The sequence below is a fragment of the Jidongwangia harbinensis genome (genome assembly GCF_020216025.1).
In the GTDB taxonomy this organism is placed as follows: Bacteria; Actinomycetota; Actinomycetes; order Mycobacteriales; family Micromonosporaceae; genus Actinoplanes; species Actinoplanes harbinensis.
Genome location: NZ_JAIWNC010000041.1, coordinates 65,314 through 92,003, shown reverse-complemented (window position 1 = coordinate 92,003; position 26,690 = coordinate 65,314). Strand labels below are relative to the sequence as shown.

General features: G+C 71.2%; 24 protein-coding genes, 1 rRNA gene and 1 pseudogene. 14 read left to right on the top strand and 12 right to left on the bottom strand.

Annotated features, from left to right (window positions below; translation table 11 throughout):
* The first annotated feature begins 153 nt into the window (after window positions 1-153).
* A 5S ribosomal RNA gene (rrf, locus tag LDL48_RS35720) occupies window positions 154-270 on the top strand.
* Between the two features lie 1,074 nt (window positions 271-1,344).
* On the opposite strand, the gene LDL48_RS35715 is transcribed toward rrf, so the two are convergent.
* The 3 genes from LDL48_RS35715 to LDL48_RS35705 form a co-directional block, all read right to left on the bottom strand.
* Complete coding sequence (locus tag LDL48_RS35715; RefSeq protein ID WP_225259569.1) at window positions 1,345-2,094, bottom strand: hypothetical protein; 750 nt, start codon at window positions 2,092-2,094, stop codon at window positions 1,345-1,347.
* Window positions 2,095-2,129: 35 nt separating this feature from the next.
* The gene (locus tag LDL48_RS35710) at window positions 2,130-2,474 is read right to left on the bottom strand and encodes an STAS domain-containing protein (RefSeq protein ID WP_225259568.1); all 345 of its coding nucleotides are present in this window, start codon (window positions 2,472-2,474) and stop codon (window positions 2,130-2,132) included.
* Between the two features lie 103 nt (window positions 2,475-2,577).
* Entirely contained in the window at window positions 2,578-4,359 is a 1,782-nt protein-coding gene (locus tag LDL48_RS35705) for a LamG-like jellyroll fold domain-containing protein (RefSeq protein ID WP_225259567.1), read from the bottom strand.
* Window positions 4,360-4,521: 162 nt separating this feature from the next.
* On the opposite strand from LDL48_RS35705, the gene LDL48_RS35700 reads away from it, so the two are divergent.
* Window positions 4,522-6,366 (top strand): glycoside hydrolase family 3 protein, encoded by a 1,845-nt coding sequence (locus LDL48_RS35700; protein WP_225259566.1) that lies wholly within the window; start codon window positions 4,522-4,524, stop codon window positions 6,364-6,366.
* A gap of 13 nt (window positions 6,367-6,379) precedes the next feature.
* On the opposite strand, the gene LDL48_RS35695 is transcribed toward LDL48_RS35700, so the two are convergent.
* The 7 genes from LDL48_RS35695 to LDL48_RS35665 form a co-directional block, all read right to left on the bottom strand.
* Window positions 6,380-7,591: an FxsB family cyclophane-forming radical SAM/SPASM peptide maturase gene (locus tag LDL48_RS35695; protein ID WP_225259565.1), complete on the bottom strand. Its 1,212-nt coding sequence runs from the start codon at window positions 7,589-7,591 to the stop codon at window positions 6,380-6,382.
* A gap of 52 nt (window positions 7,592-7,643) precedes the next feature.
* The gene (locus LDL48_RS35690; protein ID WP_225259564.1) at window positions 7,644-9,065 is read right to left on the bottom strand and encodes a cytochrome P450; all 1,422 of its coding nucleotides are present in this window, start codon (window positions 9,063-9,065) and stop codon (window positions 7,644-7,646) included.
* A gap of 144 nt (window positions 9,066-9,209) precedes the next feature.
* A complete protein-coding gene (locus tag LDL48_RS35685) occupies window positions 9,210-10,406 on the bottom strand; it encodes a serine hydrolase domain-containing protein (RefSeq protein WP_225259563.1) in 1,197 nt (398 codons plus the stop codon).
* 111 nt (window positions 10,407-10,517) lie between these two features.
* Window positions 10,518-11,102, bottom strand: coding sequence for a DUF305 domain-containing protein (locus LDL48_RS35680; protein ID WP_372472267.1), 585 nt, complete (start codon window positions 11,100-11,102; stop codon window positions 10,518-10,520).
* The gene (locus LDL48_RS35675; protein WP_225259561.1) at window positions 11,099-11,923 is read right to left on the bottom strand and encodes a lytic polysaccharide monooxygenase; all 825 of its coding nucleotides are present in this window, start codon (window positions 11,921-11,923) and stop codon (window positions 11,099-11,101) included. Before LDL48_RS35675 ends, LDL48_RS35680 begins: the two co-directional genes overlap by 4 nt.
* Window positions 11,924-12,015: 92 nt before the next feature.
* Window positions 12,016-13,356 carry a sensor histidine kinase gene (locus LDL48_RS35670; RefSeq protein ID WP_225259560.1) on the bottom strand — a complete coding sequence of 447 codons (1,341 nt, stop codon included), beginning with the start codon at window positions 13,354-13,356 and terminating at the stop codon, window positions 12,016-12,018.
* Entirely contained in the window at window positions 13,353-14,039 is a 687-nt protein-coding gene (locus LDL48_RS35665; protein ID WP_225259559.1) for a response regulator transcription factor, read from the bottom strand. The genes LDL48_RS35670 and LDL48_RS35665 overlap by 4 nt, the downstream gene beginning before the upstream one ends.
* 35 nt (window positions 14,040-14,074) lie before the next feature.
* On the opposite strand from LDL48_RS35665, the gene LDL48_RS35660 reads away from it, so the two are divergent.
* The 8 genes from LDL48_RS35660 to LDL48_RS35625 all read left to right on the top strand — a co-directional run bounded on the left by LDL48_RS35660 (window position 14,075) and on the right by LDL48_RS35625 (window position 21,346).
* Window positions 14,075-14,686 carry a DNA mismatch repair protein MutL gene (locus tag LDL48_RS35660; protein WP_225259558.1) on the top strand — a complete coding sequence of 204 codons (612 nt, stop codon included), beginning with the start codon at window positions 14,075-14,077 and terminating at the stop codon, window positions 14,684-14,686.
* An 89-nt stretch (window positions 14,687-14,775) separates the two neighbouring features.
* Window positions 14,776-15,981, top strand: a complete 1,206-nt coding sequence (locus LDL48_RS35655) for a cytochrome P450 (RefSeq protein ID WP_225259557.1) — start codon at window positions 14,776-14,778, stop codon at window positions 15,979-15,981.
* On the top strand, window positions 15,978-16,214 hold the full coding sequence (locus LDL48_RS35650; RefSeq protein ID WP_225259556.1) for a ferredoxin: 237 nt from the start codon (window positions 15,978-15,980) through the stop codon (window positions 16,212-16,214). Before LDL48_RS35655 ends, LDL48_RS35650 begins: the two co-directional genes overlap by 4 nt.
* Before the next feature lie 72 nt (window positions 16,215-16,286).
* Window positions 16,287-16,604 (top strand): hypothetical protein, encoded by a 318-nt coding sequence (locus LDL48_RS35645; RefSeq protein ID WP_225259555.1) that lies wholly within the window; start codon window positions 16,287-16,289, stop codon window positions 16,602-16,604.
* Between the two features lie 32 nt (window positions 16,605-16,636).
* A complete protein-coding gene (locus LDL48_RS35640; RefSeq protein ID WP_225259554.1) occupies window positions 16,637-17,956 on the top strand; it encodes a BNR repeat-containing protein in 1,320 nt (439 codons plus the stop codon).
* Window positions 17,957-18,000: 44 nt separating this feature from the next.
* Entirely contained in the window at window positions 18,001-18,240 is a 240-nt protein-coding gene (locus LDL48_RS35635) for a hypothetical protein (RefSeq protein WP_225259553.1), read from the top strand.
* A gap of 39 nt (window positions 18,241-18,279) precedes the next feature.
* Window positions 18,280-19,143, top strand: coding sequence for an alpha/beta fold hydrolase (locus LDL48_RS35630; RefSeq protein WP_225259552.1), 864 nt, complete (start codon window positions 18,280-18,282; stop codon window positions 19,141-19,143).
* Between the two features lie 130 nt (window positions 19,144-19,273).
* On the top strand, window positions 19,274-21,346 hold the full coding sequence (locus tag LDL48_RS35625) for a cellulase family glycosylhydrolase (RefSeq protein ID WP_225259551.1): 2,073 nt from the start codon (window positions 19,274-19,276) through the stop codon (window positions 21,344-21,346).
* 112 nt (window positions 21,347-21,458) lie between these two features.
* On the opposite strand, the gene LDL48_RS35620 is transcribed toward LDL48_RS35625, so the two are convergent.
* Complete coding sequence (locus LDL48_RS35620; protein WP_225259550.1) at window positions 21,459-22,268, bottom strand: SAM-dependent methyltransferase; 810 nt, start codon at window positions 22,266-22,268, stop codon at window positions 21,459-21,461.
* A gap of 124 nt (window positions 22,269-22,392) precedes the next feature.
* On the opposite strand from LDL48_RS35620, the gene LDL48_RS35615 reads away from it, so the two are divergent.
* Complete coding sequence (locus LDL48_RS35615) at window positions 22,393-22,893, top strand: MarR family winged helix-turn-helix transcriptional regulator (RefSeq protein ID WP_225259549.1); 501 nt, start codon at window positions 22,393-22,395, stop codon at window positions 22,891-22,893.
* Window positions 22,890-23,666 carry an alpha/beta fold hydrolase gene (locus tag LDL48_RS35610; RefSeq protein ID WP_225259548.1) on the top strand — a complete coding sequence of 259 codons (777 nt, stop codon included), beginning with the start codon at window positions 22,890-22,892 and terminating at the stop codon, window positions 23,664-23,666. The genes LDL48_RS35615 and LDL48_RS35610 overlap by 4 nt, the downstream gene beginning before the upstream one ends.
* On the opposite strand, the gene LDL48_RS35605 is transcribed toward LDL48_RS35610, so the two are convergent.
* Complete coding sequence (locus LDL48_RS35605; RefSeq protein ID WP_225259547.1) at window positions 23,626-24,159, bottom strand: TetR/AcrR family transcriptional regulator; 534 nt, start codon at window positions 24,157-24,159, stop codon at window positions 23,626-23,628. The two genes, LDL48_RS35610 and LDL48_RS35605, sit on opposite strands and share 41 nt — an antisense overlap.
* A gap of 118 nt (window positions 24,160-24,277) precedes the next feature.
* Here LDL48_RS35605 and LDL48_RS35600 point away from each other — a divergent pair, with 118 nt between their 5' ends.
* Both LDL48_RS35600 and rho read left to right on the top strand, forming a co-directional pair.
* Window positions 24,278-25,267 carry a 2-dehydropantoate 2-reductase gene (locus LDL48_RS35600; protein ID WP_225259546.1) on the top strand — a complete coding sequence of 330 codons (990 nt, stop codon included), beginning with the start codon at window positions 24,278-24,280 and terminating at the stop codon, window positions 25,265-25,267.
* Window positions 25,268-25,500: 233 nt separating this feature from the next.
* Window positions 25,501-26,685: pseudogene (rho, locus tag LDL48_RS35595) on the top strand (transcription termination factor Rho); the annotation flags it as partial.
* Window positions 26,686-26,690: the final 5 nt, after the last annotated feature.

Here is a 26,690-nt window from a genome sequence, read left to right as displayed (position 1 = left end):
CAGTTGACCGGTACTAATAAGCCGAGGGCTTAACCACACCATATTTGATGGTTTGCGTCCACTGTGTGATTCACAGCAAACGAACAACCACCCCCACCCGGGGCACATGCTTGCCGGGGTGGGGTTGCTGGTTTGGGGTTTGTTGGTAAGTGTTTCGGTGGTCATAGCGGTGGGGAAACGCCCGGTCTCATTCCGAACCCGGAAGCTAAGCCCTCCAGCGCCGATGGTACTGCACTCGGGAGGGTGTGGGAGAGTAGGACGCCGCCGGACTCAACGTGAAGAAATGGCCCACCCCTGACGGGGTGGGCCATTTCTGCATTCCCGATCTGGTATCCCCGCCGCCCGAACCCCCGCAACCCACAGGCCCTGACGGGCGCCGGCTGCACCGGAACCACCTTCTGCTTGCTGCCAGCCCGGCTTATGCCAGCCCGGCTTGCGCACGATTGCCTTCTGCTAGTTGCCCGCGCGGCTTATGCCAACTCGGCTTATGCCAACTCGACTTGTGCACGATTGCCTTGTCGGACCGGGCACGTGCAGCACCCGGCCTGTTCAGCACCCGCCTTGTTCAGCACCGGCTTCATCAGGGCCCGGCACGTCCAAGACACCTTGCAGACCGGCTTGCGGGGACCGGCCTACGCGCGGACACCATTTCCGCCGCGGCCCACGCCGCAACCTCACACAACCCCCTCATCCCCCGCCCCCTACCTGCTCTCTCCCAAACCACAACTCCCCACGCTGCCGGTCGACGCTGCGCGCGTGGGGAAGTGCGGTCCGGTCCGTGCCACATCTCCGCACGCTGCCGGTCGACGCTGCGTGCGTGGGGAAGTGCGGTTCGGACCGTGCCACATCTCCGCACGCTGCCGGTCGACGCTGCGTGCGTGGGGAAGTGCGGTTCGGTCCCTGCCGCAACTCCGCACGCTGCCGGTCGACGCTGCGCGCGTGGGGAAGTGCGGTTCGGACCGTGCCATAACTCCGCACGCTGCCGGTCGACGGTGGGCGCGTGGGGAGGTTTGGTTTGGTGCGTGCCGTAGGTTCACACGGCTGGGCGCGTGGGGAGTTCTGGCTTGGTCCGTGCCGCGGCTCCACACGGTGTCGGTCGGGGGGTGGGCGCGTGGGGAGGTGCGGTTTGGTCCGTGCCGCAGGCCCACACGGTGTCGGTCGGTGACCCAGCTCGTGGGGAGTTTGGCCTCGCCGTGGGGCCACTTGGGGATGTTGCAGAGCTTTGCGGGTCTAGCTCCTGGTGCGCGTCCGGCAAAGGGGCTGAGCGGAACCCCCCGTTCGCGGCTCGGAAGGTGGTCGACCCCTGCTAGTTGGGAAAGGCGTTCGTCTCATGCGCGGCGGGCGTCACTGTCGGCTGACGGTCAGCTGGGACACGCCGGCTGCCACGTTGATGTCGTAGGTGTCGGTTGCGGTGGTCCAGGTGGGCGGGGCCCACACCGAGCCGCCCGGCACGCCGGTGCGGGTTTGGCCGTCCACGGTTACCGAGCCGGCGCCGTTTCCTACCGCAACCCGGACCGGGGCGTCGCCGGCCAGCCGTACCTCCATCGTTTGTACCCCGCCGGTCATCGTGACGGTTTGTTGCCCGGCCGCGGCGGGCAGGGCCACCTCGGCGCGGGTGGAGCCGGTGCCGAGTTCCACGTTGCCGCCGGGGCCGCCGGTGAGGTCGACCTGCTTCTCCACCGCGCCCGCTCCGAGTTTGACCAGCCAGCGCACGTCGTCGTTGAGCAGGACGGAGACGGCGGCGGGTCCATGGTGGCCGGTGCCGCGCAGGCCGGCCACCACGGTGGTGCCGTCCACCTGCACCGTGGGGGAGACCTTGGCGTCGTCCGGGGTGGCGACCTCGAACAGGTCGTCGCCCAGGTCGCCGAGTCGCACCCGTACCGTGTCGGCGCCGTTGATCAGGGTGAACGTGGCGGCGGAGGTCTTGGCGCCGCCACGGGTCGAGTGGGGGCGCCGGGGGTCGGCCTTCTCGTCGTCGGGGCGGACGTAGCCGGGCTGGTTCGCGGGGTTGCGGTCGCGGCCGTCACCGTTGTCCCAGGTGCAGCCGCCGAGCAGGCAGACCGCGACGATCGACGCGCCGACACGAGCAATCATGGCTCGGTGTGTACCCAGATTGTCGTGCGGGGATGTCAGCCGGCGACCGAGTCGAGGGTGGGGCTGCCGCGCAGGCGTTGGGCCGGGACTCCGGCGGCGCGGAGGCGGACGGCCAGCGGGGCAGACGTGTTTTCGAGGAAGACCACGACGTGGTGGTCGTCCGCCATGTCGCAGAGGGCGGCCAGGGTGCCGAGGTTGATCGGGTCCACGTCGGAGACGTCCCCCAGGTCGACGATGAGGCGCAGGGGGCGGACCTTGCGTACCGCGTGGATGAGGACCTGCCGGAACTGCACGGCGCAGTCGTCGTCCAGCACGCCGTGGGGTTGGACCACCAGGCTGCCGTCCACGTCCGTCCGGACGTCGACCGAGTTGTGGGACATCGGTCTGCCTTCCGTCACCCCGCGTTGGCCGGGACGCCAGCGTATGACGGATCCGGCAACCCGTCGATCGGCCTGACGGGCGAATTCCGGCCGGACGTGGAAGCTACCGTCCAGCCGGCAGGAACTGCTCCGGGCGGAGGGCCTTGGCGGTGATCCGTACGTCGCCGAGCCAGCCGTAGAAGCCGTGTCCGTACTTGAGGTCGAAGGACGTGGCACCGAGGACGAACGGGCGGCCGAGGGTGGCGATGCCGTGCGCCGGCTGGGTCGGGTTCCGGGCGATCTTGGAACCGTCGACCCAGACGATCGTGCGGCGGCCGTTGTTGACCACGGCGACGTGCATCCAGCGGCCTACCGGCAGCGCGTGACTCCACGACGTGGGGTCGGCGTCGCGGTCGACCGGGTACACCACGTACTGCAGGAAGCGTTCCGGCGACACGTTCAGGCTGCAGGTCGGTTCGAGGGGGGACCAGCCGCTGGTCTTGCCGGCGTCGCCGCTGCGGCCCTCCCAGCTCAGGATGCCCATCCAGGCGTGGTCGCCGACGAACGGGTCGGGCAGCTTCAGGAACGCCTCGATGGTGTAGCCGTCGGTGAACGTCATGCTGTTCAGCGCCGCGTCCGGGCCGGTGTGCAGGATGGCTCCGCGGTCCGGGCCCTTGCCGCCGTCGAACCGCAGGCTGGCGTGCGCCGGCTGGCCGGGGTGGTGCTCCGCGGACATCGTCAGCACGTCGGCGGGGCTGCCGGGTAGCCGGCGTACCGTCAGATCGTTGCCCTTGCCGGTGAGGTCTCGCACCGCGGCGCCGTCGGTCACCGCCTGGCCTGCGGTGTCGAACCGCCAGTAGGCGGCGGTGTGGCGGTCGATCACCGAGCGTGCCGGGCGCGGCGCCGGGATCACCACCGGGTCGAAGCCGGCGAACCGGGCGTCGAAGTCGATGGCGAGGCTGAACCGGTCGGTGGGCCCGGTGAGTTCGAGGTGCTCCGCCTCGAGCGGGGTACGGGCGGCGGGGTCGCGGGACAGGAACCACGGCGCGAACGTCTCCACGTCGATGGTGTTCCGCGCCAGGTCGAACGTGTAGAGCCGGATCATGCCGGCGCCGCCGTAGTACCGGTCCTGGTAGTTGGTGATGTGCACGTGGACGTCGTGCCCGGCGGCGTTGGTGAGCGTGGTGCGGCCGGGCGGCCAGTAGTGCCCGTTGAGGGTGAGGAACACCTGGTCGTTGTCGCGGATCAGCCGGTCCCACAGGCGCTGGCCGTGTGCCGAGAGCGCGGCGGCGCCGGTGTCGTCGGCGTAGGCGAGGTCGTGGGTGGTGACGATGACCGGGACGCGGGGGTGCCGGTCGATGACCGTCTGGGCCCAGGCCAGGCCGGCGTCCGAGCTGCGCCAGTCCAGCGCGAGCACCAGCCAGCGCCGGCCGCCGCCGGAGAACAGGTGCGCGGTGTTGTAGCCGTCCGGCGACGCGCCGGCGAAGGTCGGCAGGCCGGCGAACCGGGACGGGCCGAACACCTTCAGGTAGGGGCTGGCGCCGCGTTCGTCGGTGCCGCCGGGTACGTCGTGGTTGCCGGCCAGCACGCTGTACGGCAGCCGTCCGTCCAGCTTCCGGAACGTCTCACCGGCCAGCGCCAGTTCGTCCGCCGTGCCGTGTTCGGTCACGTCGCCGAGGTGCGTCATGAAGACGACGCTGCGTTCCTCCAGCAGGTAGCGGAACGTCTCGCGCAGCGGCGCCGGATCCGCGCTGTCCGCGTCGAACAGGTACTGGGTGTCCGGCAGCACCGCGAGCGCGAAGCGGTCCCCGGCCTTGCCGCGCGCCGCGGCCTGCGCCGGTGCAGATCCCAGCAGGGGTACGGCGGGCGCGGCGGCCGCCGCCTTCAACAGGTTCCGGCGTTCCACAGTGATCTCCCCGGGGCGGTAGGCACGCGCGAACCCTCGCGGTTCGACATGACCGCGCGGTTGCCGAGGATTCCCGCACGGCTGAACGCCCGCTGACGTTGCTGCCCGTTACATGATGGACATCAGGTTGTAATGGGAGCGCTCCCATGTGACGATTCCGGCATGAGAATGCCGCGCGTCGTCCTGACCGGCCTGCTGCTGACCACCGTCGCCGTGGTCGGCCCGGCGCTGCCCACGCCGGCCGTGGCGGCCGCGCTGCCGTACCAGGATCCGGCGCTGCCGGTGGCCACGCGCGTGGACGACCTGCTGGCCCGGATGACGCTGGACGACAAGGTCGGCCAGATGACCCAGGCGGAGCGGAAGGTCGTCACGGCCGCGGACCTCACCTCGTACCGGTTGGGATCGGTGCTCTCCGGCGGCGGGTCGGCACCCTCGCCGAACACCCCGGCGGCCTGGGCCGACATGTACGACGGCTTCCAGCGCGGGGCGCTGGCCACGCCGCTGCAGATTCCGATCATCTACGGCATCGACGCGGTGCACGGCAACAACAATGTGTACGGTTCGACGATCTTCCCGCACAACATCGGGCTCGGCGCCACCCGCGACCCGGCCCTGGTGCAGCGCATCGGCCGGGCCACCGCCGAGGAGGTCACCGGCGCCGGCCAGGACTGGACGTTCGCGCCGTGCCTCTGCGTCGCCCGCAACGACCGGTGGGGGCGCACGTACGAGTCGTTCGGCGAGACCGCGGAACTGCCCAGCGCGATGACCACGATCATCGACGGCTTCCAGGGCACCACACTGGACGGCCCGGCCTCGGTGCTGGCCACCGCGAAGCACTACCTCGGTGACGGCGGCACCACCGGCGGTACGGACCAGGGCAATACCCAGATCAGCGAGGCGGAGCTGCGGGCGATCCACCTGCCGCCGTTCGCCGCCGCGGTGGACCGGGGGGTCGGCTCGGTGATGATCTCGTACAGCAGCTTCAACGGCTCCCGGCTGCACGGGCACAAGTATCTGATCACCGACGTGCTGAAGGGCGAACTCGGGTTCAGCGGTTTCGTGGTCTCGGACTGGGCCGCGATCGACCAGCTCGACGGCCAGCGCGGCTTCACCCAGGCCGAGGTGGTCACCGCCGTGAACGCCGGCCTGGACATGCTGATGGTGCCGACCGACTGGAAGACGTTCGTCTCCTACCTGCGGTCGGCGGTGCAGGCCGGACAGATCCCGATGTCCCGGATCGACGACGCCAACCGGCGGATCCTCACCAAGAAGTTCGAGCTGGGGCTGTTCGAGCGCCCGTACGCGGACCGCAGCTACGCCTCGACCGTGGGCAGCGCCGACCACCGCGCGCTGGCCCGCCAGGCGGTCCGCCAGTCGCAGGTGCTGCTGAAGAACGCGGGCGGCGTGCTGCCGCTGGCCAAGACCGGCGGGAAGATCTTCGTGGCCGGCAAGAACGCCGACGACATCGGCAACCAGAGCGGCGGCTGGACACTGAGCTGGCAGGGCGGCAGTGGCAACACGGTGCCGGGCACGTCGATCCTGACCGGCATCCGGAGCGCTGTGGGCGGCGGCACCACGGTCACCTACCACCGGGACGGGACCGGGATCGACAGCTCGTACCGGGCCGCGATCGCCGTGGTGGGCGAGACCCCGTACGCCGAGTACTCCGGCGACCGCACCGGTTCGCTCGGCCTGGACGCCGCCGACCTGGCCACGATCGCGCGGCTGCGGGCCACCGGCGTACCGGTGATCGTGGTCCTGGTCTCCGGCCGTCCGCTGGACGTCGCGGCCGAAGTGGGCAACTGGAACGCGCTGCTCGCCGCCTGGCTGCCCGGCAGCGAGGGGGCGGGCGTCGCGGACGTGCTGTTCGGCGACCACGCGCCGACCGGGAAGCTGCCGATGACCTGGATGCAGTCGGCCGCCCAGCAGCCGATCAACGACGGCGACGGGAAGACGCCGCTGTTCCAGTACGGCTACGGGCTGACCTACGGCACCGCCACGCGGTGACCGGCGGGCGTGATCAGCGTCCGGCGAGGCGGGACAGGTCCGCGGTCATCCGGCGGTGCACGTGCCGGATCAGCACCTGCAGGTCGGCGCAGTAGACGGAGGGATTGCGGAACCCGTCGCCGGGGCGGTACCGGTGCGCGTAGTGGCCGGCACCGCACACCGCGGACACCGGGCAGGAACGGCAGCCGTCACACAGCGCTTCCGCACCGATCTGCCGCGCCGCCACCGCCGGGTGCCGGAGCACGGCGTCGAACGAGTCGGTGCGGACGTTGCGGCCGGTGGCGCACGCGCCGGGGTACGCGCTCTTCAGCGAGTCCACCTGCTCGATGGCGCCGTCCGACTCCACCACCGCGACCGCCACCGGGCTCAGGCCCACCTGCTCCGAGCGGCTGGACCCGCCGAGCAGCAGGCTCATGACTTCCTCGAACAGCCGGATCCGGGTCTCCCGGCGCGGTGCGTCGTACCAGCGGTCGAAGACGGCGACCAGCCAGTCGCCGTGCGGCGTCGCGGAGCCCGGCCGACGGTCCGGAGGGGTGGCCCAGTTCGCGTGCGGGAGCAGGAGGTCGACGGCCGGCGGCTGGTACCGCAGCAGCGCCTCGAACGTGGGCACCGGGTCGGTCGACGGATCGACGAGGGACAGCAGCCCGGCGAACGACGGCTGGAACGGCGGGCTGCCGAGCAGCCGCAGCGCCCGGTCGACGGCGGCGTGACTGCCGGTCCCGTTGGCGAACGTCCGGTGCCGGTCGTGGTCCGCGGGCGACCCGTCCACGCTCACGCCGATGGTGATCCCGTCGTCCGCCAGCCGGGTCAGCGTGCGCTCGTCGAGGGCCACCCCGTTGGTCTGCATGCCGACCGACAGCCGGCATCCGTCCGGCATGGCGGCGCGCAGGTCGGCGGTCAGACGGAGCAACCGGTCCGGGCCCGCCAGCAACGGCTCGCCGCCGTGCAGGATCACGGTCACCCGGCGCAGGTGGTGCCGGCGGGCGTGCTCGGCGATCCGGTTCGCGGCCGCCTGCCAGACCGCCGGTGCCATCACCCGCGGACGGTCCCGCCACGTCTGATCAGCGAGTTCGTAGACGTAGCAGTAGTCGCAGGCGAGATTGCAGCGCTGGTGGACCTTGAGCACGAACTCGCGGAACGCGGTCGGGCGCCAGCCCTTCTCGTGGAGTTCCGTGACGTTCAGTGCCTCGTGCGGCCACCGTGGGTGCGGCGTCAACGTCCTCATCGGATTCCTCCTCGACGCGCGCGGACCGGCTGACCACCATAGTGGCCTGCGGTTACCCGCGGCGCCGAACCCGGACCGCGACGTTCGTGGGGAATGCGGTGAACGTCATGTACTCCCCGACCTCCCCGGCGGACCGGTCCGGTTCGAGGTCGAAGCCGCGGGCCAGTACGGAGGCGAGCATGGTGGCCTCGATCATGGCGAGGTTGCGCCCCGGGCAGAACCGCGGGCCGTTGCCGAACGGGGTGTACGGCAGAGACTCGGGCGGCATCGAGCCGTCCAGCCACCGCTCCGGCCGGAACGTCTCCGGCTCGGGGAAGCGCACCTGGTCGCGGCGGGCACCGTAGGCGATGAGCACGAACAGCACGGTGAGCGCCGGCAGGTGCAGCCGGCCGTCCCGGGTGTCCAGTGTGACGTCCTTGAGCGGCTGCATCACCAGGTACGGCGCGACCGGCCGCAGCCGCTGCACCTCGTTGACCACCGCTTCGGCGTACTTCAGGCGGCCCACCATGGCCGGGTCGGCGGGGAACTTACGGTCGCCCAGAACCTCGTCCGCCTCGGCGCGTACCTTCCGGTGCACGTCGGGGTGCTCGGCCAGGTAGTGCAGCGTCCACGCGGCGGTCGACGACGTGGTGTCCTCGCCGCCGAGCAGCATGTGCATCATGTTGCCGAACACTTCGTCGTCGGTGAAGGCCGGCTCGTCCTCCAGCGGCTTCACCAGCGCCTCGAGGAAGTTCGCCGGGTCCGCACCGCTCGCCACCCGGGCCCGGGCCTCGACGAACCGTTCCCGTACCACCGCCTCGATTTCCCGGACCGTGGCGTCCAGCCGGCGGTCCCGGGGCAGCCGCACGTACCGCCAGTACGGGAAGGGCGCCTCGATCCGCCGCGCGAACTCGGGGAACAGCTTCGGGAGCCGGCTGTGCAGACCTTCCCCGGTGGTCTCCAGACCGTTCAGGTCGTGGCCCATCGCCAGGGCCACCGTCACGTCCAGCGTGTAGCGCATCATCTGGTCGAGCACGTCGATCGACTCGCCCGAGTCGGCGGCGCGGTCCCACAGCCGGGTGAGGCGCTCGGTGACCTGAGTGATGGTGGTGAAGTACTGCCGGAGGTACGCGACGTTGAGGCTCTGCGTCGCCATCTTGCGCAGCCGGCGCCACTGGTCGCCCTCCGCGGTGAACACGCCGGTCGGGATGATCTCGTCGAGGACGCCGGCCATCAGCCCGCTGCGCCGGAAGTCGTCGGGACGCTTCCGCATCACCACGTCGAGCACCTTCGGGTCGGCGGTCACGACCACCCGGTGGCGGGCCAGGTGGAACCGGTACGTCAGGCCGTACTCGTCGCACCATCTCTCCAGGACCCGGTGGGTGACCCGGCCGCGGGTGAACTCCGGCAGGTTGCCGAGCAGCGGAACGGGTTTGGGCCCGTCGAGATCGGCTGCGGTACGGGTCGGCTGAGCGGTGCGGTCGGTGTCCACCATGACGCTCAGTGTTGCGCCTGCCGGCCTTGATCTGAACCGGCCGCCGCGTCGCATACCCGATCCGACGTGCCATCCTTCCCGAGAACGCGGGCGGGCCGCCTGCGCCGGAGCGGCAGGCGGCCCGTGGCCGGATCGGTGGACCGGTCAGCGGCAGAGCGCGGTGTCCAGCGACTGCTCCACGTGCTTGGGGGATTCCTCGGACGGGTACAGCGAGTTCGTGGCGACGGTCGCCGCCTTGCCGGCCGCGGTCACGCCGGCCGCGGTGATGTAGCCGGGGGCGGTGCCGCCGTGGGTCCAGGCGACCCCGCCGCAGCTGAGCTTGAACGTCGCGATGCCGAGGCCGTACCGGGAGCCGCCGACGGTGTCGAAGCCGGGCGCGTCGACCGTCTTCTTCATCTCCTTGAGCTGGGCCGGCTTGAGCAGCTTGCCGCCGAGCAGGGCGGCCAGGAACCGGTTCAGGTCGCTCGGCGTGCCGGTCAGGGCACCGGCGGCCCAGCCACCGGAGGTGTCGGTCTCGGTGATGTCGATGGCCGGGCTGCCGTTCATCGGCGGGACGTAGCCGCGGGGGTGGGTGCCGCGGATCGTCATGTCGCCCTCGGCCGGCCAGTACGTGTGGCGCAGGCCCAGCGGCTCGATGATGCGCTTGGTGATCAGCTCGCCGATCGGGCGTCCGCTCGCCTTCTGCGCGACCAGGCCGGCCAGCACGTAGTTGGTGTTGCTGTACAGGAACTTCTCACCGGGCTGGGACTTCGGCTTGATCGCGAACGCGATGTCCAGCAGGTCGTACGGCTCGTAGTAGCGCTTGAGCGCACCGACGAAGTCGTCGCCGATCATGCCGTCGTCGTAGTCCTCCAGACCGCTGGTCTGCTGCAGCAGGTGGCGGACGGTGATCTTCCGGCCGTCGATGCCGTCGCCGCGGACCACGCCCGGCAGGTACGTCTCGACCGGCTCGTCCAGCTTGACCTTGCCTTCGCCGACGAGCTGGAGCACCACGGTGGCGGTGAACATCTTGGTGTTGCTGGCGATGCGGACCCGGCCGTCGACCGGCATCTTCGCCCGCGTCTTCAGGTCGGCGACGCCGGCCGTGTAGTTGCGCACCCGGCCGTCGGCCTGGCGCACCGAGGCCATCACGCCGGGGAACTTGTCCACCGAGACCAGCCGGTCCACGCTTTGTTGGACAGCGTCCGGACGATGCTTGGGGGTGAGCTGCGCGTGGGCCGCGGGCACCGTCAGGGCGCCGGTCAGCGCGACACCGCCGAGGGTCGCGAGAGTCACGACCACTCGACGGCGCCGCGGGGAGCGGGCGGGCGACGTGGCGTCGGCGGTACGGGTCTTCGGCATCGGAGGCTCCTCGCGTAACGCTGCGGATGTGATACCTAGAGCTTCCCGCTCGCGAGCGCCATGATCGATCCCCGCTCCTGGAAACCCGAAGTAGTGCCTGCGGTACCTCGGTCAGCCGTTGAGCAGGTTGAGCATCTGCTTGATCTGGTCGGTGCGGGAGTCGCGGATCCGCTGCGCCAGCGCCTTGACCTCGGCGTTCTTGCCGCCCGTGGTCTCGGTCCCGGCCATCTCCACCGCGCTGTGCTGGTGGGCGAGGAACAGGTTGAGGAACGTCGTGTCGACGGCCGGTCCCTTCGCCTTGCGCAGCGCCGCGATCTCGTTGGGGCCGGTCGCCGGGAGCCCGCCGTGGTCGGCGTGCGCGTCCGGAGCGTGGTCCACCGTGGTCGGCGCGGACCACTTCGTCAGCCACGCCTTCATCATCGTGACCTCGTCGGACTGGACCGCGTCGACCGCCGCGGCCATGGTGCGTACGTCGGACCGCTGGGCACGCTTGGCGGCCAGCCGGACCATCTGCAGACCCTGCTCGTGGTGCGCGATCATCATCTGCAGGTACATGACGTCGGTGTCGTTGTGCTCGCCCTCGGCCTGGACCACCGCCTGCACGGCCACCTTCTCGGTCGGCGGCTCCGGCTCGGTACCGCAGGCGCCGGTGAACAGCGCGGCGGCGATCAGGACCGCGGCGTACCGGCGCCTCACACCGGCATCCACAGGGCGAGCGTGTAGATCGACGGCTCCCAGGTGACCAGCGACGTGTGCGACTGGCGGCAGGTGTAGCGGGCGCCCTGGTAGGTCACCACGTCACCGGTGCGGTAGGCGGTGTTGCGGGCCCACTCCGTACCGGACTTACCCTGCTCCTCCTCCGGTGCCGCGGCCTCGGGCGCCGGGGCGGCCTGCGCGGGCGGGTTGACCTCCTGCACCGGCGGCTCGACCTCTTCGACCGGGGGCTTGACCTCTTCGACCGGCGGCTTGACCTCCGCCACGGGCGGCCGGGAGTCGTTGCCGCCGCCACCGCCGATGTTCAGGTCGACGCAGTTGTAGAAGGCCATCGGGGTGTCGCCGATGTTCCAGACCGCCAGCACGGTCTGCCGGCCACGGAAACCGCTCAGGTCGATCTCGTGGTTGACCACCGAGTCCGGCTGCGCGTTGTTGCCCGGCACGGTGGCGATGATCTTGCCGCCGATGGAGTATTCCCAGTTCAGAGTGCGGTGCCGGGCCCGCTTCACCCAGCTGAAGGTGACCTTGTTGCCGACCGCGGTGGCCGGCCAGTTGCGGTTGTCGTCCGCCAGCGGTGAGAACGGGGCGTTGCCGCCGTCGCAGGAGCGGAGGCCCTTGCGGCCTTCGACGCTCTGCGGCTCGAACTCGATCGGGCCGCAGTTCTTCACGTCCCCGGAGGCGCAGAGGGCCTGCCGGCTCGGCGGCGTGGAGACGTATCCGTGGGCCTGGGCCGGCGACATGACGGCCAGCGTGGATCCGACAGCCCCGAGTACGACCAGGGGATATGCGATGGATCTACGCATTGTGGATCTCCCTACGTGTCGTCCGATTTACTTTGACGACGGAGACCGTAGCCACGCGGTTCATAAAGGAGCCTTAAAAGAATCGGAAAGGCTCATGAAGGTGTGCGGCCGCGCCGGCGCCGGCCGGTCTCTCCCGGCCGGTGGTCGGCCACGGCGGGGACCACCTCGGGTACGGGCAGCCACATCGCGATCCGGGCACCGCCGAGTGGCCCCCGGCTGATCTCCAGCCGTCCGCCGGCCACCTCGGCGACCCGGCGCACGATATCCAGCCCGAGCCCGGACGAACCGGCCCCGCTCACCCCGCGCCGCACCGCGGCGGCGGGGTCGGCGATGCCCGGCCCGGCGTCGTCGACGAGCAGGCCGGCCGCCGAGACCGTGACCCGGAAGGCCACCCCGTCCGGGGTGTGCGCGAACACGTTGCCGAGCAACGCGTCCACCGCCAGGATCAGTTCGCTGCGCGGCACCGGTACCGGCACCGGCTCGTCACCGCCCACGACCTGCCACGGCCGTTGCTGGTCCTCGGCCAGCGCCGACCAGAACGCCAGCCGGTCGGCCAGCACCTCCACCAGGTCGGACCGCTGTGCGCCGCGCGCCTCGACGCCGAGCCGGGCGCCCGCGATGATGCCCTCGAGTTCCTCGTCGAGCATGTCGCAGGCCTGCCGCATCCGGTCGGCGATCGGCCCCGGCGGCATGGTCTCCGCGTCCAGCCGCAGGGCGGTGAGCGGGGTACGCAACCGGTGCGACAGATCGGCGGCGAGTTCCCGCTCCGCGTCCAGCAGCCGGCGCAGGTCGTCGGCCATGGCGTTGAACGCGCTCGCCGCCTCCTGCAACTCCCGGGGGCCGGACGGTTCCACCCGCACGGTGAGGTCGCCGGCGCCGAGCCGGCGGGTGGAGCCGGCCAGGTCCCGGGTGGCCCGGACCAGCCGGCCGCCCAGCCGGTCGGCGAACAGCACCGAGCCGGCCACCAGCACGATCGCCAGCCCGCCCAGCGCCAGCCAGGCCGACCACACGCCGCGCCGCATCTGGTCGTCCGGGACGAACACCTCGATCACCACCGCGCGTCCGTCACTGAGCACGCTCGGCTGCAGATAGGCCAGCCCCCCGGCGGCGGGCGCGGTCACCGGGCGGCGGTAGCGGGTGGCCAGCGCGACGTCCTCGCCGGTCACGTGGGTGGCGCCGACCGGTGTGACATCCGGCAGGTGGACCGCCAGGCGGCCGGTGCTGCCGGCCACCGTGCTGGCGATCGCGCTGTTCAGCAGCTGCGGGTCGGGGTTCACGGCCAGCGCCGCCACGATCGCGGTGGCCTGCTGCCGGGCGTCGGAGATGGCCCGGTCGTGGGCGATCTGGCGGGTCGCGAAGACCAGCGGCACCAGGAAGGCCAGGGCCACCATCGAGGTGATGGCCAGCGCCAGCCGGTTCAGCTCCGATCTCACCGCGGGTCGACCATCATCACGCCGACGCCCCGGACGGTGTGCAGGAACCTCGGTGCCGCGGCCGTCTCGCCGAGCTTGCGGCGCAGCCAGGAGATGTGCACGTCGATCGTCTGTTCCTCGCCGATGCGGACCTGGTTCCACACCTCGGTGAGCAGTTCCCGGCGGCTGACCACCTGCCCGACCCGCTCGGCGAGATAGGTCAGCACGTCGAACTCCCGCCGGGTGAGCTGCAGCGGCTCGCCGTGCAGCGTGGCCTTCCGCTGCCGCGGACTGATCGTCAGCTCACCGACCGTGATGACGTTCGGCGCCGTCTCGGCCGCGGTCCGGGTGCGCCGCAGCACCGCGGCGATCCGGGCCAGGATGTGACCGCTGGAGAACGGCTTGGTCACGTAGTCGTCCGCGCCCGCGCCGAGCAGCGTGATGATGTCCGCCTCGGCGCGCCGGGCGGTGGCCACGATCACCGGTACGTCGGACACGCTGCGCATCATCCGTAAGGCGTCGGTGCCGTCGATGTCGGGCAGGCCGAGGTCCAGGATGATCAGGTCCGGCCGTTCCGCGGTGAGGATCTTGAGCGCCTCGCCGGCCTGGCCCACCGGCCGCACCACGTGCCCGGCGTCGGTCAGCGCGCGGGTCAGCGCCAAGGTGATGTTGCGGTCGTCCTCGACCAGCATGATCAGCGCCATGGGACAACCCTAAGGTCAGGTGAGACGATGGCCACGTGCGATCTCCCCGGCAATGGTTTCCGCTGCTCGGCTGGTGCGCTGCCACGCTGACCAGCGTGGCGCTGGCCTCGGTGGCGATGCTGCCGGTGCTGCGTACGGCCACGGCGGACGAGAGCGCGCTCGGCTCGGTGGAGCAACTGCGGGACTCCGGTGCGGTCGCGCCGGTGCCGGTGCCGAGCGCCACGTCCGGCCCCGCGCCGTCGGTGCCGCGGTCCGAGTCGCCGCGGTCCGGGCGTACCCCGTCGCCGTCCGAGTCGCGGAGCCGGACGCGCAAGCCGACGACCGCCCCGCCGCGCCCGTCGTCCACGCCGTCCGCGGCCACCACCACCGAGGACGGCTGGACCGTCACGGAGGACGGCGACGGCGACAAGACGTACGTCCGCTCGTTCCGGGTCGACGGTGGCACCACGGTGATCCGGATGACCGAGGGCAAGGTCGAGCTGGTGACCGCCACCCCGAACGACGGCTTCTCGGTGGCCACGGTGCAGAACACCCCGGACAACCTGGCGGTGTACTTCAACGAGGTGAACCACAGCTTCGTCATCCACGCGGTGTGGTGGGCCGACCGGAACCGCCCGTTCGCCGAGATCAGCGAGATCGGTAAGTAGATCCGTCGACGGTCATCAATCTACTATTCGTGTCTGGTGCACTACATCGAGTGCACACCCCGATGGTCCTCAACGGTAGGAGCGCGGCGATGACGGACACGCAGGTGGGCACCGCACGGCCGTACCCGTTCGGCGAACCCGACCGGCTCAATCTGCACTCCGCCTACGCGGAGCTGCGCCGGCAGGAACCCGTGACCCGGGTTCAGCTGCCGTTCGGCGAACCGGCCTGGCTGGCCACCCGCCATGCCGACGTGAAGGTGGTCCTCGGGGACCCGCGGTTCAGCCGGGCCGCCAGCGTCGGGCGGGACGAACCACGCACCACGCACCGGCAGATCGGCACCGGCATCCTGGCCATGGACCCGCCGGACCACAGCCGCCTGCGGCGGCTGATCGCCAAGGCCTTCACCGCCCGCCGGATCGAGACGTTACGCCCGGAAGCGACCGCCATCGCGAACGATCTGATCGACCAGATGGTCGCCGCGGGGCAGTCGGCCGACCTGGTCGAACGGTTCAGCACCCCGTTGCCGATCATGGTGATCTGCCGGTTGCTCGGCGTGCCGCACACCGATCAGGGCCTGTTCCGCACCTGGTCCGAGGCGATCGTGTCGACCACGTCGCTGAGTCCGGAACAGATCCAGGAGTACCTGGCGAACCTGCACGGGTACATGGCCGGCCTGATCGCGCAGCGCCGCGTCACGCCCACCGACGACCTGATCGGGGCGCTGGTCGAGGTCCGGGACACCGACAACGACCGGCTCACCGAGCAGGAGATGGTCGAGCTGGCCGCCGGGCTGCTCGCCGCCGGCCACGAGACCACGGTCACCCAGATCTCCAACTTCATGTACGTCCTGCTCACCCACCCGGACCGGCTCGCGCAGCTGCGTGCCGACCCCGAACTGATCCCGGACGCGGTGGAGGAACTGCTGCGCTACGTCCCGCTCGGCGCGGCCGCGGCATTCGCCCGGTACGCCACCGAGGACCTGGAGCTCGGCGGCGTCCACATCCGGGCCGGCGAGCCGGTGATCGCCGCGCTCTCCTCGGCGAACCGGGACGCCGAGGTCTTCGACGATCCGGACGAACTCGACTTCGCCCGCGGTGCCAACCCGCACGTCGGCTTCGGGCACGGCGTGCACCACTGCGTCGGCGCCCAGCTCGCCCGGATGGAACTGCAGGTCGCCCTGCGTACCCTGCTCGACCGCCTGCCGGAGGTGCACCTGGCGGTCGACGCCGAGGAACTGCCGTGGAAGTCCGGTCTGCTGGTCCGCGGCCTGCGTGCCCTGCCGGTGGCCTGGTGACCGCGCCGGAAACCCGGTGGCGTCTGCACGTCGACCGGGACCTGTGCATCGGTTCCGGCATCTGCGCCGGCCTCGACCCCGACCAGTTCACGCTGGTCGGCGGCGTCTCGGTGGCCACGCCGGCGCCGGTGCCGCCGACGGGCGCGGCGGTCGACGCGGCGGAGTCCTGCCCGGTGGAGGCGATCACCGTGCGGGACGCCGCCGATGACCACCTGATCGCCCCGGAGCCCTAGGACCAGGGACGATCTGTGGGATAACTAACCCGGACATTGACGGCGGTCGGCCGGAAGCCGAGCGTGACGAGCATGAGTACTGAATCGGACGGCGACCTCCCCGCCGACCTGGTTCGCCTGCGCAACGCGGTCGCCTGCGAGTTGCACGGTCAGCTCGCCTTGCGTGCCGAGACGATCGGCCTGGCCGACGTCTGTGGCGTCGCCGACGCCGTGGTCCGGCACGTCCGGCACGCCTTCCGCATCGAGTGGGCGCCTCCGTGGGCGGAGGAGCAGGACGACGACGGGCCGCTCGGCTCGGACGCCGCGGTCTTCCACGGCTCCGGCCTGGCCGACCCGGAGGTCACCGGTACGGCCGACCGGTACCCGATCTTCGACCACGGATGGCATTGACGTATGTCGATTGTCGGCGCGAGCATGGCGGGATGCTGCTGCTCCGGACCGCCCTCGTCGTAGCCCTGGCCGCCGCGCCGACCGTCACGCCGGTCACCACCACCGTGCTGACCACGACCGGCCGCACCGCGCTCACCTACACCGGCTACATGAACGGCGAGTCGTTCCAGCAGGACGGCATCACCACGTACGCCGGCTGGCAGTACGCGGCGTTCTGGGACCAGAGCGGCTACGTCAACCTGTCCCGGCGCAAGGTGCCCTCCGGGGCCTGGCAGAACCTGCGGCTCACCGACTACCTGACCACGTCGACGGACTCGCACAACACCATCAGCATCGGCATCTCCGGCCAGGACGGCACCCTGCACCTGGCGTTCGACATGCACTCCTCGGCGCTGCGCTACCGCCGGTCGGTGACCGGGCTGGCCGGCGCGCCGGACAGCGCCGCCTGGACCCCGGCCAGCTTCGGTGCCGTGCAGACCACGCTCACCGGGGCGGCACTGCCGGCGCTGACCTACCCGCAGTTCTTCCGGGCCCCGGACGGCCGGTTGCAGCTGGCCCTCCGCACCGGGACCAGCGGAGCCGGCGACGAGGCGTTGTTCGAGTACGCCGGCGGCCGGTGGACGTCGGTCGGCCGGTTCCTCGACGGCACGACCGCCGACAACAACCCGTACCTGTTCGGCATCGAGTACGACACCACCGGCCTGCTGCACGTCACATGGACCGTGCGGGAGACACCGAACGCCAGCACCAACCACGATCTGTACTACGCGTACAGCCGGGATCACGGCCGCACCTGGCGGAACAACGCCGGATCGGTCATCGCCACCACCGGCAGCAGCCCGCTGCGCTCGGACGCGGCCGGGCTACGGGTGTGGGCGATCGGCCAGAACCGCGGGCTGATCAACCAGGAATCCCAGGTGGTCGGCGCGGACGGGGTGGTGCACGTACTCGCCTCGCACCTGCCGGCGGGCGCGCCGGACAACCCGGACTTCACCGCGGCCCGGGAGAACGCGGTGCTGGTGCACTACTGGCGGGACAAGCAGACGAAGGCGTGGCACCAGACCTACACGCCGTTCCGGGAACGTTCGAGCCGCGGTGACATCGGCGTCGACGCCGCCGACAACCTGTACGTGGCCAGCGGCGACTCCGCCACCCGCGAGCTGCACATCGAGACCGCGTCGAAGGCGTCCCGATGGTCGGACTGGACGTTGCGCCATACTTCCGAGCCGATCTACTTCTCCGATCCGCTGATCGACCACGAGCGCCTGCGCACGTCCGGCACGCTGAGCATCTTCGCCCCGCGGTACGGCGGCAGTCAGATCGACGTCCAGGACTGGACCGTCCACCCCTGACGCGCTGACAGGTTCCTCACAACCCTCGCCTAGGGTTCACGTTTGTGCAGAGCTCATGGCGATTCCCCGTCCTCATCGCCGCCGGCGGTGTGGCCGCGGCCGGCTCGGTGCTCGTCATCCCCGGACCGGCACCGTCGGCCTCGGTGGCCGCGTTCGTGCCGCCCAGCGCGGCGGCGCCCGTGCAGGTCGAGTCCGTCGCGGCGTCGGCGTCGGCCCGTCCGCGGGCCGGTGAGCTGGCGTCGCTCATCCGGGCGCTGATCCAGCGGGCCGAGGCGAGCCGCTGACGCCGCCCGGTCCTCGACCGGGATCTGTACCGTGACGCGGTGACTACCTCTCTGACACATGGCCGGCACGAGATCACCGTGGACGGGGTACAGCAGGTCTACCACGTCACCGGCTCCGGACCGATCGCGGTCTTCCACTCCGGCGGACCCGGCATCGACTGGCGCTACCTGCGTATGCCCGCTCTCGAGGAGCACCTGACCGCGGTGTATCTGGAGCCGGTCGGCACCTCCGATTCCGGGCGGCTGCCCACCCACCCGGCCGGATACACGATCGAGCGGTACGTCCGGCATCTGCACGGCGTGGTGGAGGCACTCGGCGTGCCGGCCGTGCACGTGGTCGGCCACTCGCACGGCGGGTTCGTGGCCCTGCAGTACGCCCTGGACCACCCGGAGCGGACCGCCGGTCTGGTGCTCTACTCCACGTCGGCGTACACCGGGCCGGAATGGGGTGCCGACCTCAAGGACAACCTGGACGCGATGGTGGAGCGGTTCAGTGACCGCCCGCAGATGGCGGCGGCCCGGGACGCCCTGTTCGCCGGCCACGAGCCGACCGACGAGGCGTTCACCGCGTGCCTGCAGCAGGCGCTCCCGGCCTATTTCGCCGATTACTGGGCGCGGGAGGAGGAGTGGCTCCCGATGCGTGACGCGGTCCGCGGGTACCTGGTGGAGAGCGAGTGGAACGGGACGTTCGACGTCCGGGCGCGGCTGGCCGACATCGCGGCCCGCACGCTGATCCTGGTCGGGCGCCACGACTTCATCTGCAGCCCGCGCTGGGCCGGGGAACTGCACCGGGGCATCGCCGGTGCGGAACTGGTGGAGTTCGAGGGCAGCGGCCACTTCCCGCATCTGGAGCAGCCGGAGGCGTTCACCCGCGCGGTGGCCAGCTTTGTGACGGCCGGCTGAGAGGCATGTCCATCGATTGACATAGTTTAGACTCCAGACTTAATCTGCGGAGGCCAACCGCCTGGTCTGCGTGCTGTCCGGATGTCTGTCGCCGTCATGAGACCAGGTGCACCCCGACCTGAGGAGCGTCATGGCCGGTCCACCGAGCAGAGTCCGAAGGGCCGGTTTCCTCGCCGCCGGCGTCGCCACGCTCCTTGCCGGCGTGGGCGTGGTCACCGCGACCAGCGCCCACGCCGCGGCGGGCTGCCGGGTGTCGTACGCGATCGCCAACCAATGGTCCGGTGGCTTCAACGCGAACGTGACCGTGACCAACCTCGGCGACCCGGTCAACGGCTGGCGCCTGGGCTGGGCGTTCCCCGACGGCCAGCGGGTCACCCAGGCATGGAACGCGACCGTCACCTCGTCCGGCGACGCGGTCACCGCGGCGAACGCCTCGTACAACGCGGCCATCGCCACCAACGGCACCGTGTCGTTCGGCTTCAACGGCAGCTGGACCGGGCGCAACACCGCACCCACCGGCTTCACGCTGAACGACGTGGCGTGCACCGGCAGCGTCGGCGGCCCGGGTCCGGCACCGAGCACGTCGCCGTCCACCCCGCCGCCCGCGGGCAGCAACGCGATGGACATCGTGGCCGCGATGCAGCCGGGCTGGAACCTGGGCAACTCGCTCGACGCCACCGGCGCGGACGAGACGTCGTGGGGCAACCCGCGGATCACCGAGGCGCTGCTCGACGGCATCCGGGCGCAGGGCTTCAAGAGCATCCGCATCCCGGTCACCTGGGGTCAGCACCAGGGCTCGGCGCCGGACTACCCGATCGACGCGGCCTACCTGAACCGGGTCCGCGAGGTGGTGGACTGGGCGGTGGCCGACGGGTTCCACGTGATGATCAACATGCATCACGACTCGTGGCAGTGGATCAACACCATGCCGGCCGACCGGACCACGGTGCTGAACCGCTACAACGCCACCTGGACCCAGCTGGCCGGCACGTTCCGCAACCACTCGTCCCGGCTGATCTTCGAGAGTGTCAACGAGCCGCAGTTCACCAACAGCTCCGGCGACGCGCAGAACGCTCAGCTGCTCAACGAGCTCAACACGTCGTTCCGTACCATCGTCCGCAACTCCGGCGGGGCCAACGCCACCCGCCTGCTGGTGCTGCCCACCCTGCACACCTCGGCCGACCAGGCCCGCCTCGACGAACTGGCCGCCACCTTCACCGCGATGAACGACCCCAACCTCATCGCCACCGTGCACTACTACGGCTACTGGCCGTTCAGCGTCAACGTGGCCGGCGGCACCCGCTTCGACGCCACCGCGCAGAAGGACCTGACCGACGCGTTCGACCGGGTGTACCACACGTTCATCGCCCGCGGCATCCCGGTGATCATCGGCGAGTACGGCCTGCTCGGCTTCGACCGGCACACCGGCACCATCGAGCAGGGCGAGAAGCTCAAGTTCTTCGAGTTCTTCGGCCACCACGCCCGAACCCGGAAGATCACCACGATGCTCTGGGACAACGGGCAGCACTTCGGTCGTACCTCGCTGCAGTGGAGCGACCCGGAACTCATCGCGCAGATCAGGTCGAGCTGGACCACCCGCTCCGGCACCGCCTCGTCGGACCTGGTGTTCCACCCGAAGGCGTCCCCGATCACCAGCCGGACGCTCACGCTGAACCCGAACGGGCTGACCTTCACGGCGCTGCGGCAGGGCAGCACCGACCTGGTGCGGGGCACCGACTACACGGTCTCCGGCGATCAGCTCACGCTGACCGCCGCGGCACTCACCCGACTGACCGGATCCCGACCGTACGGCGTGAACGCGACGCTGACCGCACACTTCTCGGCCGGTGTGCCGTGGCGGATCGACATCGTCACGTACGACACCCCGATCCTGTCCAACGCGACCGGCACCACCGGCGGGTTCGCCGTACCGGCCCAGTTCCGCGGCGACCGACTGGCCACGATGGAGGCCACCTACGCGGACGGCAGCAACGCCGGCCCGCACAACTGGACGCCGTTCAAGGAGTTCGACGTGACGTTCAAGCCGGACTACGCCGGAAACGCGATCACCCTGACGCCGGCGTTCTTCGCCGAGGTGAACGACGGCGCCCGGGTGACGCTGAGGTTCCACTTCTGGAGTGGCGCGGTGGTGACCTACTACGTGACCAGGTCGGGCAGCTCGGTCACCGGCACGACCGCCTGACCGACCGTACGTCTGCCGTCCGCCGCTTCCCCCATCGGCGGGCGGCAGACCCGGTCCTCAGGCCGTGCGCCGAGGCGGCCGGCGCGAGCCCGCCGGCCGGCCCCGGCCTCGATCAGCGCTTGCGCGCCACGCCGCAGGCCACGCTGAGCGGCTTGACCGGCTCGGCGTGCGGGTCCGGCCGCCAGTGCGGTGTGGACACCACGCCCGGCTCGACCAGGTCCAGGCCGTCGAAGAACCGGGCGATCACCGCCGGGCTGCGCAGACGGTACGGGTCGCCGGCGTCGCTGCGCACCCGGACGCTCTCCACGCCGGCCGCGTCCGTGTCGGTGCCGTCGTTGACCACCAGGTAGCTGCCCTGCGCAATGGCCGCCACCAGTCGCGACACCACGGCACCGGCCTCGTCGGTGTCCAGGACGTTGCCCAGCACGCCGAGCATCATGACCGCGACCGGCCGGTCGAGGTCGAGCGAGCGGGCGGCCTCGCGCAGGATCGTCGCGGTGTCCCGGACGTCCGCGTCGACGTAGTCGGTGACGCCCTCGCGGCTGCCGGACAGCAGCGCCCGGGCGTGGGCCAGCACCAGCGGGTCGTTGTCGACATACACCACCCGGGCCGTCGGGACCACTGCCTGGGCGACCTCGTGGGTGTTGCCGGCGGTGGGCAGGCCGGTGCCGATGTCGAGGAACTGGTGCACCCCCGCCTCGCCGGCCAGGAACCGCACGGACCGCACCAGGAACGCCCGGGAGGCGCGGGCGATCTCGACGATCTCCGGGTAGATCGCGCGGACCTGGTCGCCCACCGCCCGGTCGACCGCGAAGTTGTCCTTGCCGCCCAGCCAGTAGTTCCACACCCGGGCGGAATGCGGCACCGAGGTGTCCAGCTTCGCGTCCCACGGGTGGTCCACGGTGGACGGCTGATCAGTCATCGGTACCACCTCGTTCCGGGATCGATGTACATCGTTGCGTTGAAATCCAATCTAGAGGGTCGCCGCCATGCTCGTGGCTCTCCGACGTTGACACTCCCGGTGTCAATACGACACCATTGGTGTCATGACGCGAGGAGCGGAGGATCTCTACGAGGTGCTGCGGCACGTCCGGCCGCTGCATCAGTATTCGGCCAAGGTGGCCGCCGATGCGCTGGCCGAGCACGAGGTCACGATGCCGATGCGGGCCGTCCTCGAACGGCTCGCGGACGGTCCGCAGACGGTGCCGCAGGTGGCCCGTTCGCTGTGGCTGCCCCGGCAGGTCGTGCAGCGCCTGGCCGACGCCGCCGCCGAGCTGGGTTATCTGCGCTTCGTGACCAACCCGGCGCACCGTCGCTCCCGGCTCGCCGAGCTGACCGACGCCGGGCGGCGCGTCTTCACCGAGATCCACGACCGGGAGCTGGCCGGCCTGGCGCAGTTGGCCGACCGGCTGGACCCGCGGGACATCGCCGCCTGCGTACGGGTGATCTCGGCACTCACCGCACACACCCGCGACCTGGCCCGTCGTCCCGGCGACGACCACGGCTGGTCCACGCCCGGCCCGCGGCCGGGGGAGGAGGTCCGATGATCCACTACGAGGAGGCGGGCACCGGCGACGCCGTCGTGCTCCTGCACGCCGGCGGGATGGACCTGCGCAGCTGGGACGACCAGGTGCCGGCCCTGTCCGCGACGCACCGGGTGATCCGGGTGGACGCCCGTGGCCACGGCCGCTCGCCGACCCCGACCGAGCCGTTCCGGCAGTGCGACGACATCGCCGAGCTGCTGGATCACCTCGGCGTACGGCGGGCCACGCTGGTCGGCGTGTCGATGGGTGCGGGCGCCGCCACCGACACCGCCCTGGAGTACCCGCGTCTGGTGTCCGGTCTGGTGGTGTCCGGGGCCGGCACGAACGAGTCCGTCTTCACCGATCCCTGGATCCTCGACCTGCAGCGCCGGATGGCCGAGGCTCAGCAGCGGATGGACGCGGCGACCTGGATGGAGCTGTACCTGCAGGTGCTGGTGGTCGGCCCGGACCGCACGGCGGACCAGGTGGACCCGGACGTCCTGGCCCGCTGCCGCGAGATGCTCACCGCGACGGTGACCAACCATGTTCGCCCGGAGGCGGTGGCACCCACCCACGTGCCGGGCTCGTGGGAACGGCTGGGCGAGATCGGAGTGCCGGCGATGGGCATCTACGGCGCCCTGGACGTCACCGATCACGTGGCGATGGTGGAGCGCTTCGCGGCCGCGGTGCCCGGGTGCGCGCTGGTGCGGATCGACGGCGCCGGGCACATGCCCGCCATGGAGCGGCCCGGTGCGTTCACCGACGCGGTGCTCGACCTGCTGGCGAAGGTCGGCTGACCGGTTCGGGACGCTCAGGCGCCGAGCGTACGCAGCAGCGCCTCGGTGAGATGGTCGGCGGCGGTCGCCGTACTCCAGCCGAGCGTGCCGGTGAGGTCGATGACCACCCGTTCGTCGAAGAGGGGGCGAGCAGCCCGCGGGGCGAGCGCATGTGCACCGCGGCCGCGCCCCAGCGGGTCGCCTGCGCCACCCAGACCTGGCAGTGCCGGCGGATGTCGGCGATCGGGTCGTCGTCGGCCGGCAGTCCGGCGAACGCCTCCAGCAGGTCGCCCATGAGCTCCGCGAAGTACGCGTCGACGGCGCTGCCGCTGTCCGGGAAGTTCCGGTACGCGGTGGCGGTGGAGATGCCGGCCCGTTCGGCGGCCTCGGTGAGCGGGAACTCGGTGCCCCGCTCGGCGATCAGCTCACCGACCGCGGCGAGCAGGGCGGAACGTCGTTGCCGGGCGTCACTGCGCCGGGGTCCCGCCCCGGCACGTCCTGTCGGCGGCGGCATGCGCGGATTCTGCGTACCGCCGGGAGTCATGTCGTCTTCGCGATGCCGAAACAAGATCGAAAAGCGCGAACCGCACACTGCTAAGTGAGAAGATTTTCTCACCTATGGAGGCGAGCGCATGTCCACCCCACGAACCCGCGTCGCGGTCATCGGTGCCGGCGCGGTCGGCACGGTGGTCGCCGCGGCGGCCCACGACGCCGGCCACGACGTCGTGCTCTGCGCCCGCCGCCGCCCGCCCCGGCTGGTCGTCGAGCGCGCCGACGGCATCCGGGAACTGGGCGTGCCGGTGCTGGTCGACCCGGGCGAGGCGACCGAGGCCGACTGGGTCCTGCTGGCCACCAAGGCGCAGGACGTGCCCGGCGCGGCGGCCTGGTTCGACGGCCTGATCGGGCCGGACACCACGGTGGTCGTGCTGCAGAACGGCGTCGACCACGCCGACCGGGTACGCCCGCTGCTGCCGGCCGGCACCGCCCTGCTGCCCGCGCTGGTCTACGTGGCCGCCGAGATGCTCGAGCCCGGGCACGTCCTGCACCGCCAGGGCGCCCGTCTCACGGTGCCGGGCCACCCGGACACCGCCCCGGCCGAGCACCGCTCCGGATTCACGGCCCCGCCGCAGGCAGAGGTGCCACCGGCCGCGGTGCCGGTCCGGCCCGCCCGTGCGGAGCCCGGTCCGCGGTTCGCGGCGCTGCTGGCCGGCTCGTCGCTCGAGGTGGAGCAGGTCGCCGACTTCCGCACCGCCGCCTGGCGCAAGCTGCTCACCAACGTGGCCGCGAACCCGATCACCTCGCTCACCCTGCAGCGCATGTCGGTGATCCAGCACGACCCGTCGGTCCGGGCGCTCACCCGCGCCCTGCTGCAGGAGGCGGTCGGGGTCGGTGCCCGCGACGGGGCCCGGCTGACCGCCGAGGATGTGGACCGGACGCTGGAGATCTACGACGGGTTCGCGCCCGGCGACGGCACCTCCATGCTGTACGACCGGCTCGCCGGGCGCGCCACCGAACACGAGCTGATCACCGGTGCCGTGGTCCGGCTCGGCGACGCCCGGGACGTGCCGGTGCCGCTGAACCGCGCGGTCCTGGCGCTGATGCGCGGCGTGAACCACAAGTAGGGCGTGGTCATTGTGAGTTACGGCCGGACGCGCTAGCGTGGGGACAACCCGGCCCTTGCTGTAGGCGCCACTATCGCCCGCGGGCCCGGGTTCTTCACTCGACCCCCAGTGGTCGTCTGCCGACGCATCCCGCGTCTCTTCCGCCCTCAGCGGCGGTTCGTCCCGCCCGGCTGCGGCAGCGCGCCCGGCGGACAGTTCCTGGTAAGGAGAAACCCTTGACCGATCTCGACGTGCGCCGCTCGGCGGCCACGCGACAAGCACCCCGCCGTCGCCCGCCGGCGCGTGCTCCCCGGGCTGCCGACACCGGCGCCGGGGTGCCGGACGTCACGGTGAGCGGCCTGCTCGACATCGCCGACGGTGGCGCCTGGCTGCGCGCCGACGGCTACCTCCCCGGGCCGGACGACATCGCCGTCACCACCGCCCAGGTGCGCGCCAACGGGCTGCGCCGCGGCGACCACCTCACCGGGACCGCCCGTCTCGACCCGGCCGGCCGGCGCGCGCTCGCGCTGCAGGTGGACACGATCAACGGCGGAGACCCGCGGGCTTCGGTACGCCGTACCGACCTCTACGACCTCACCGCCCTCTACCCGCAGGAACGGCTTCGGCTGGAAACCGAACCGAACGTGCTGATGACCCGGGTCATCGACCTGGTCATGCCGATCGGCAAGGGCCAGCGGGCCTTGATCGTGGCGCCGCCCAAGGCGGGCAAGACCATGGTCCTGCAGGCGATCGCGAACGCGGTGCACCGCAACAACCCGGAATGCCACCTCATGGTGCTGCTCGTCGACGAGCGGCCGGAGGAGGTCACCGACATGCAACGGTCGGTGCACGGCGAGGTCATCGCGGCCACGTTCGACCGGCCGCCCAGCGACCACACCGCCGTCGCCGAACTGGCCATCGAACGCGCCAAGCGTCTGGTCGAGTCGGGCCGCGACGTGGTGCTGCTGCTCGACTCCATCACCCGGCTGGCCCGGGCCTACAACCTGGCCGCGCCGGCCCGTGGCCGCACCATGTCCGGCGGGCTCGACTCGACCGCGCTCTACCCGCCGAAGCGGTTCCTCGGCGCCGCCCGCAACATCGAGAACGGCGGATCGCTGACCATCCTGGCGACCGCGCTGGTCGAGACCGGATCCGCGATGGACACGGTCATCTTCGAGGAGTTCAAGAGCACCGGCAACGCCGAGCTGCGCCTCGACCGGTCGCTCGCCGAGAGCCGGACCTACCCGGCGATCGACATCGCCGGCTCGGGCACCCGGCACGACGAGGGACTGCTCGGCGCCACCGAACTCGCCCTCACCTACCAGCTGCGCCGCGCCATGGGCAGTCAGGACCGCCGGCAGGGCATGCAGCAACTGCTCGAGCGCCTCCGCGGCACCGGCAGCAACGCCGAGTTCCTCCGGCACCTGACGACCCGCTGACCGTC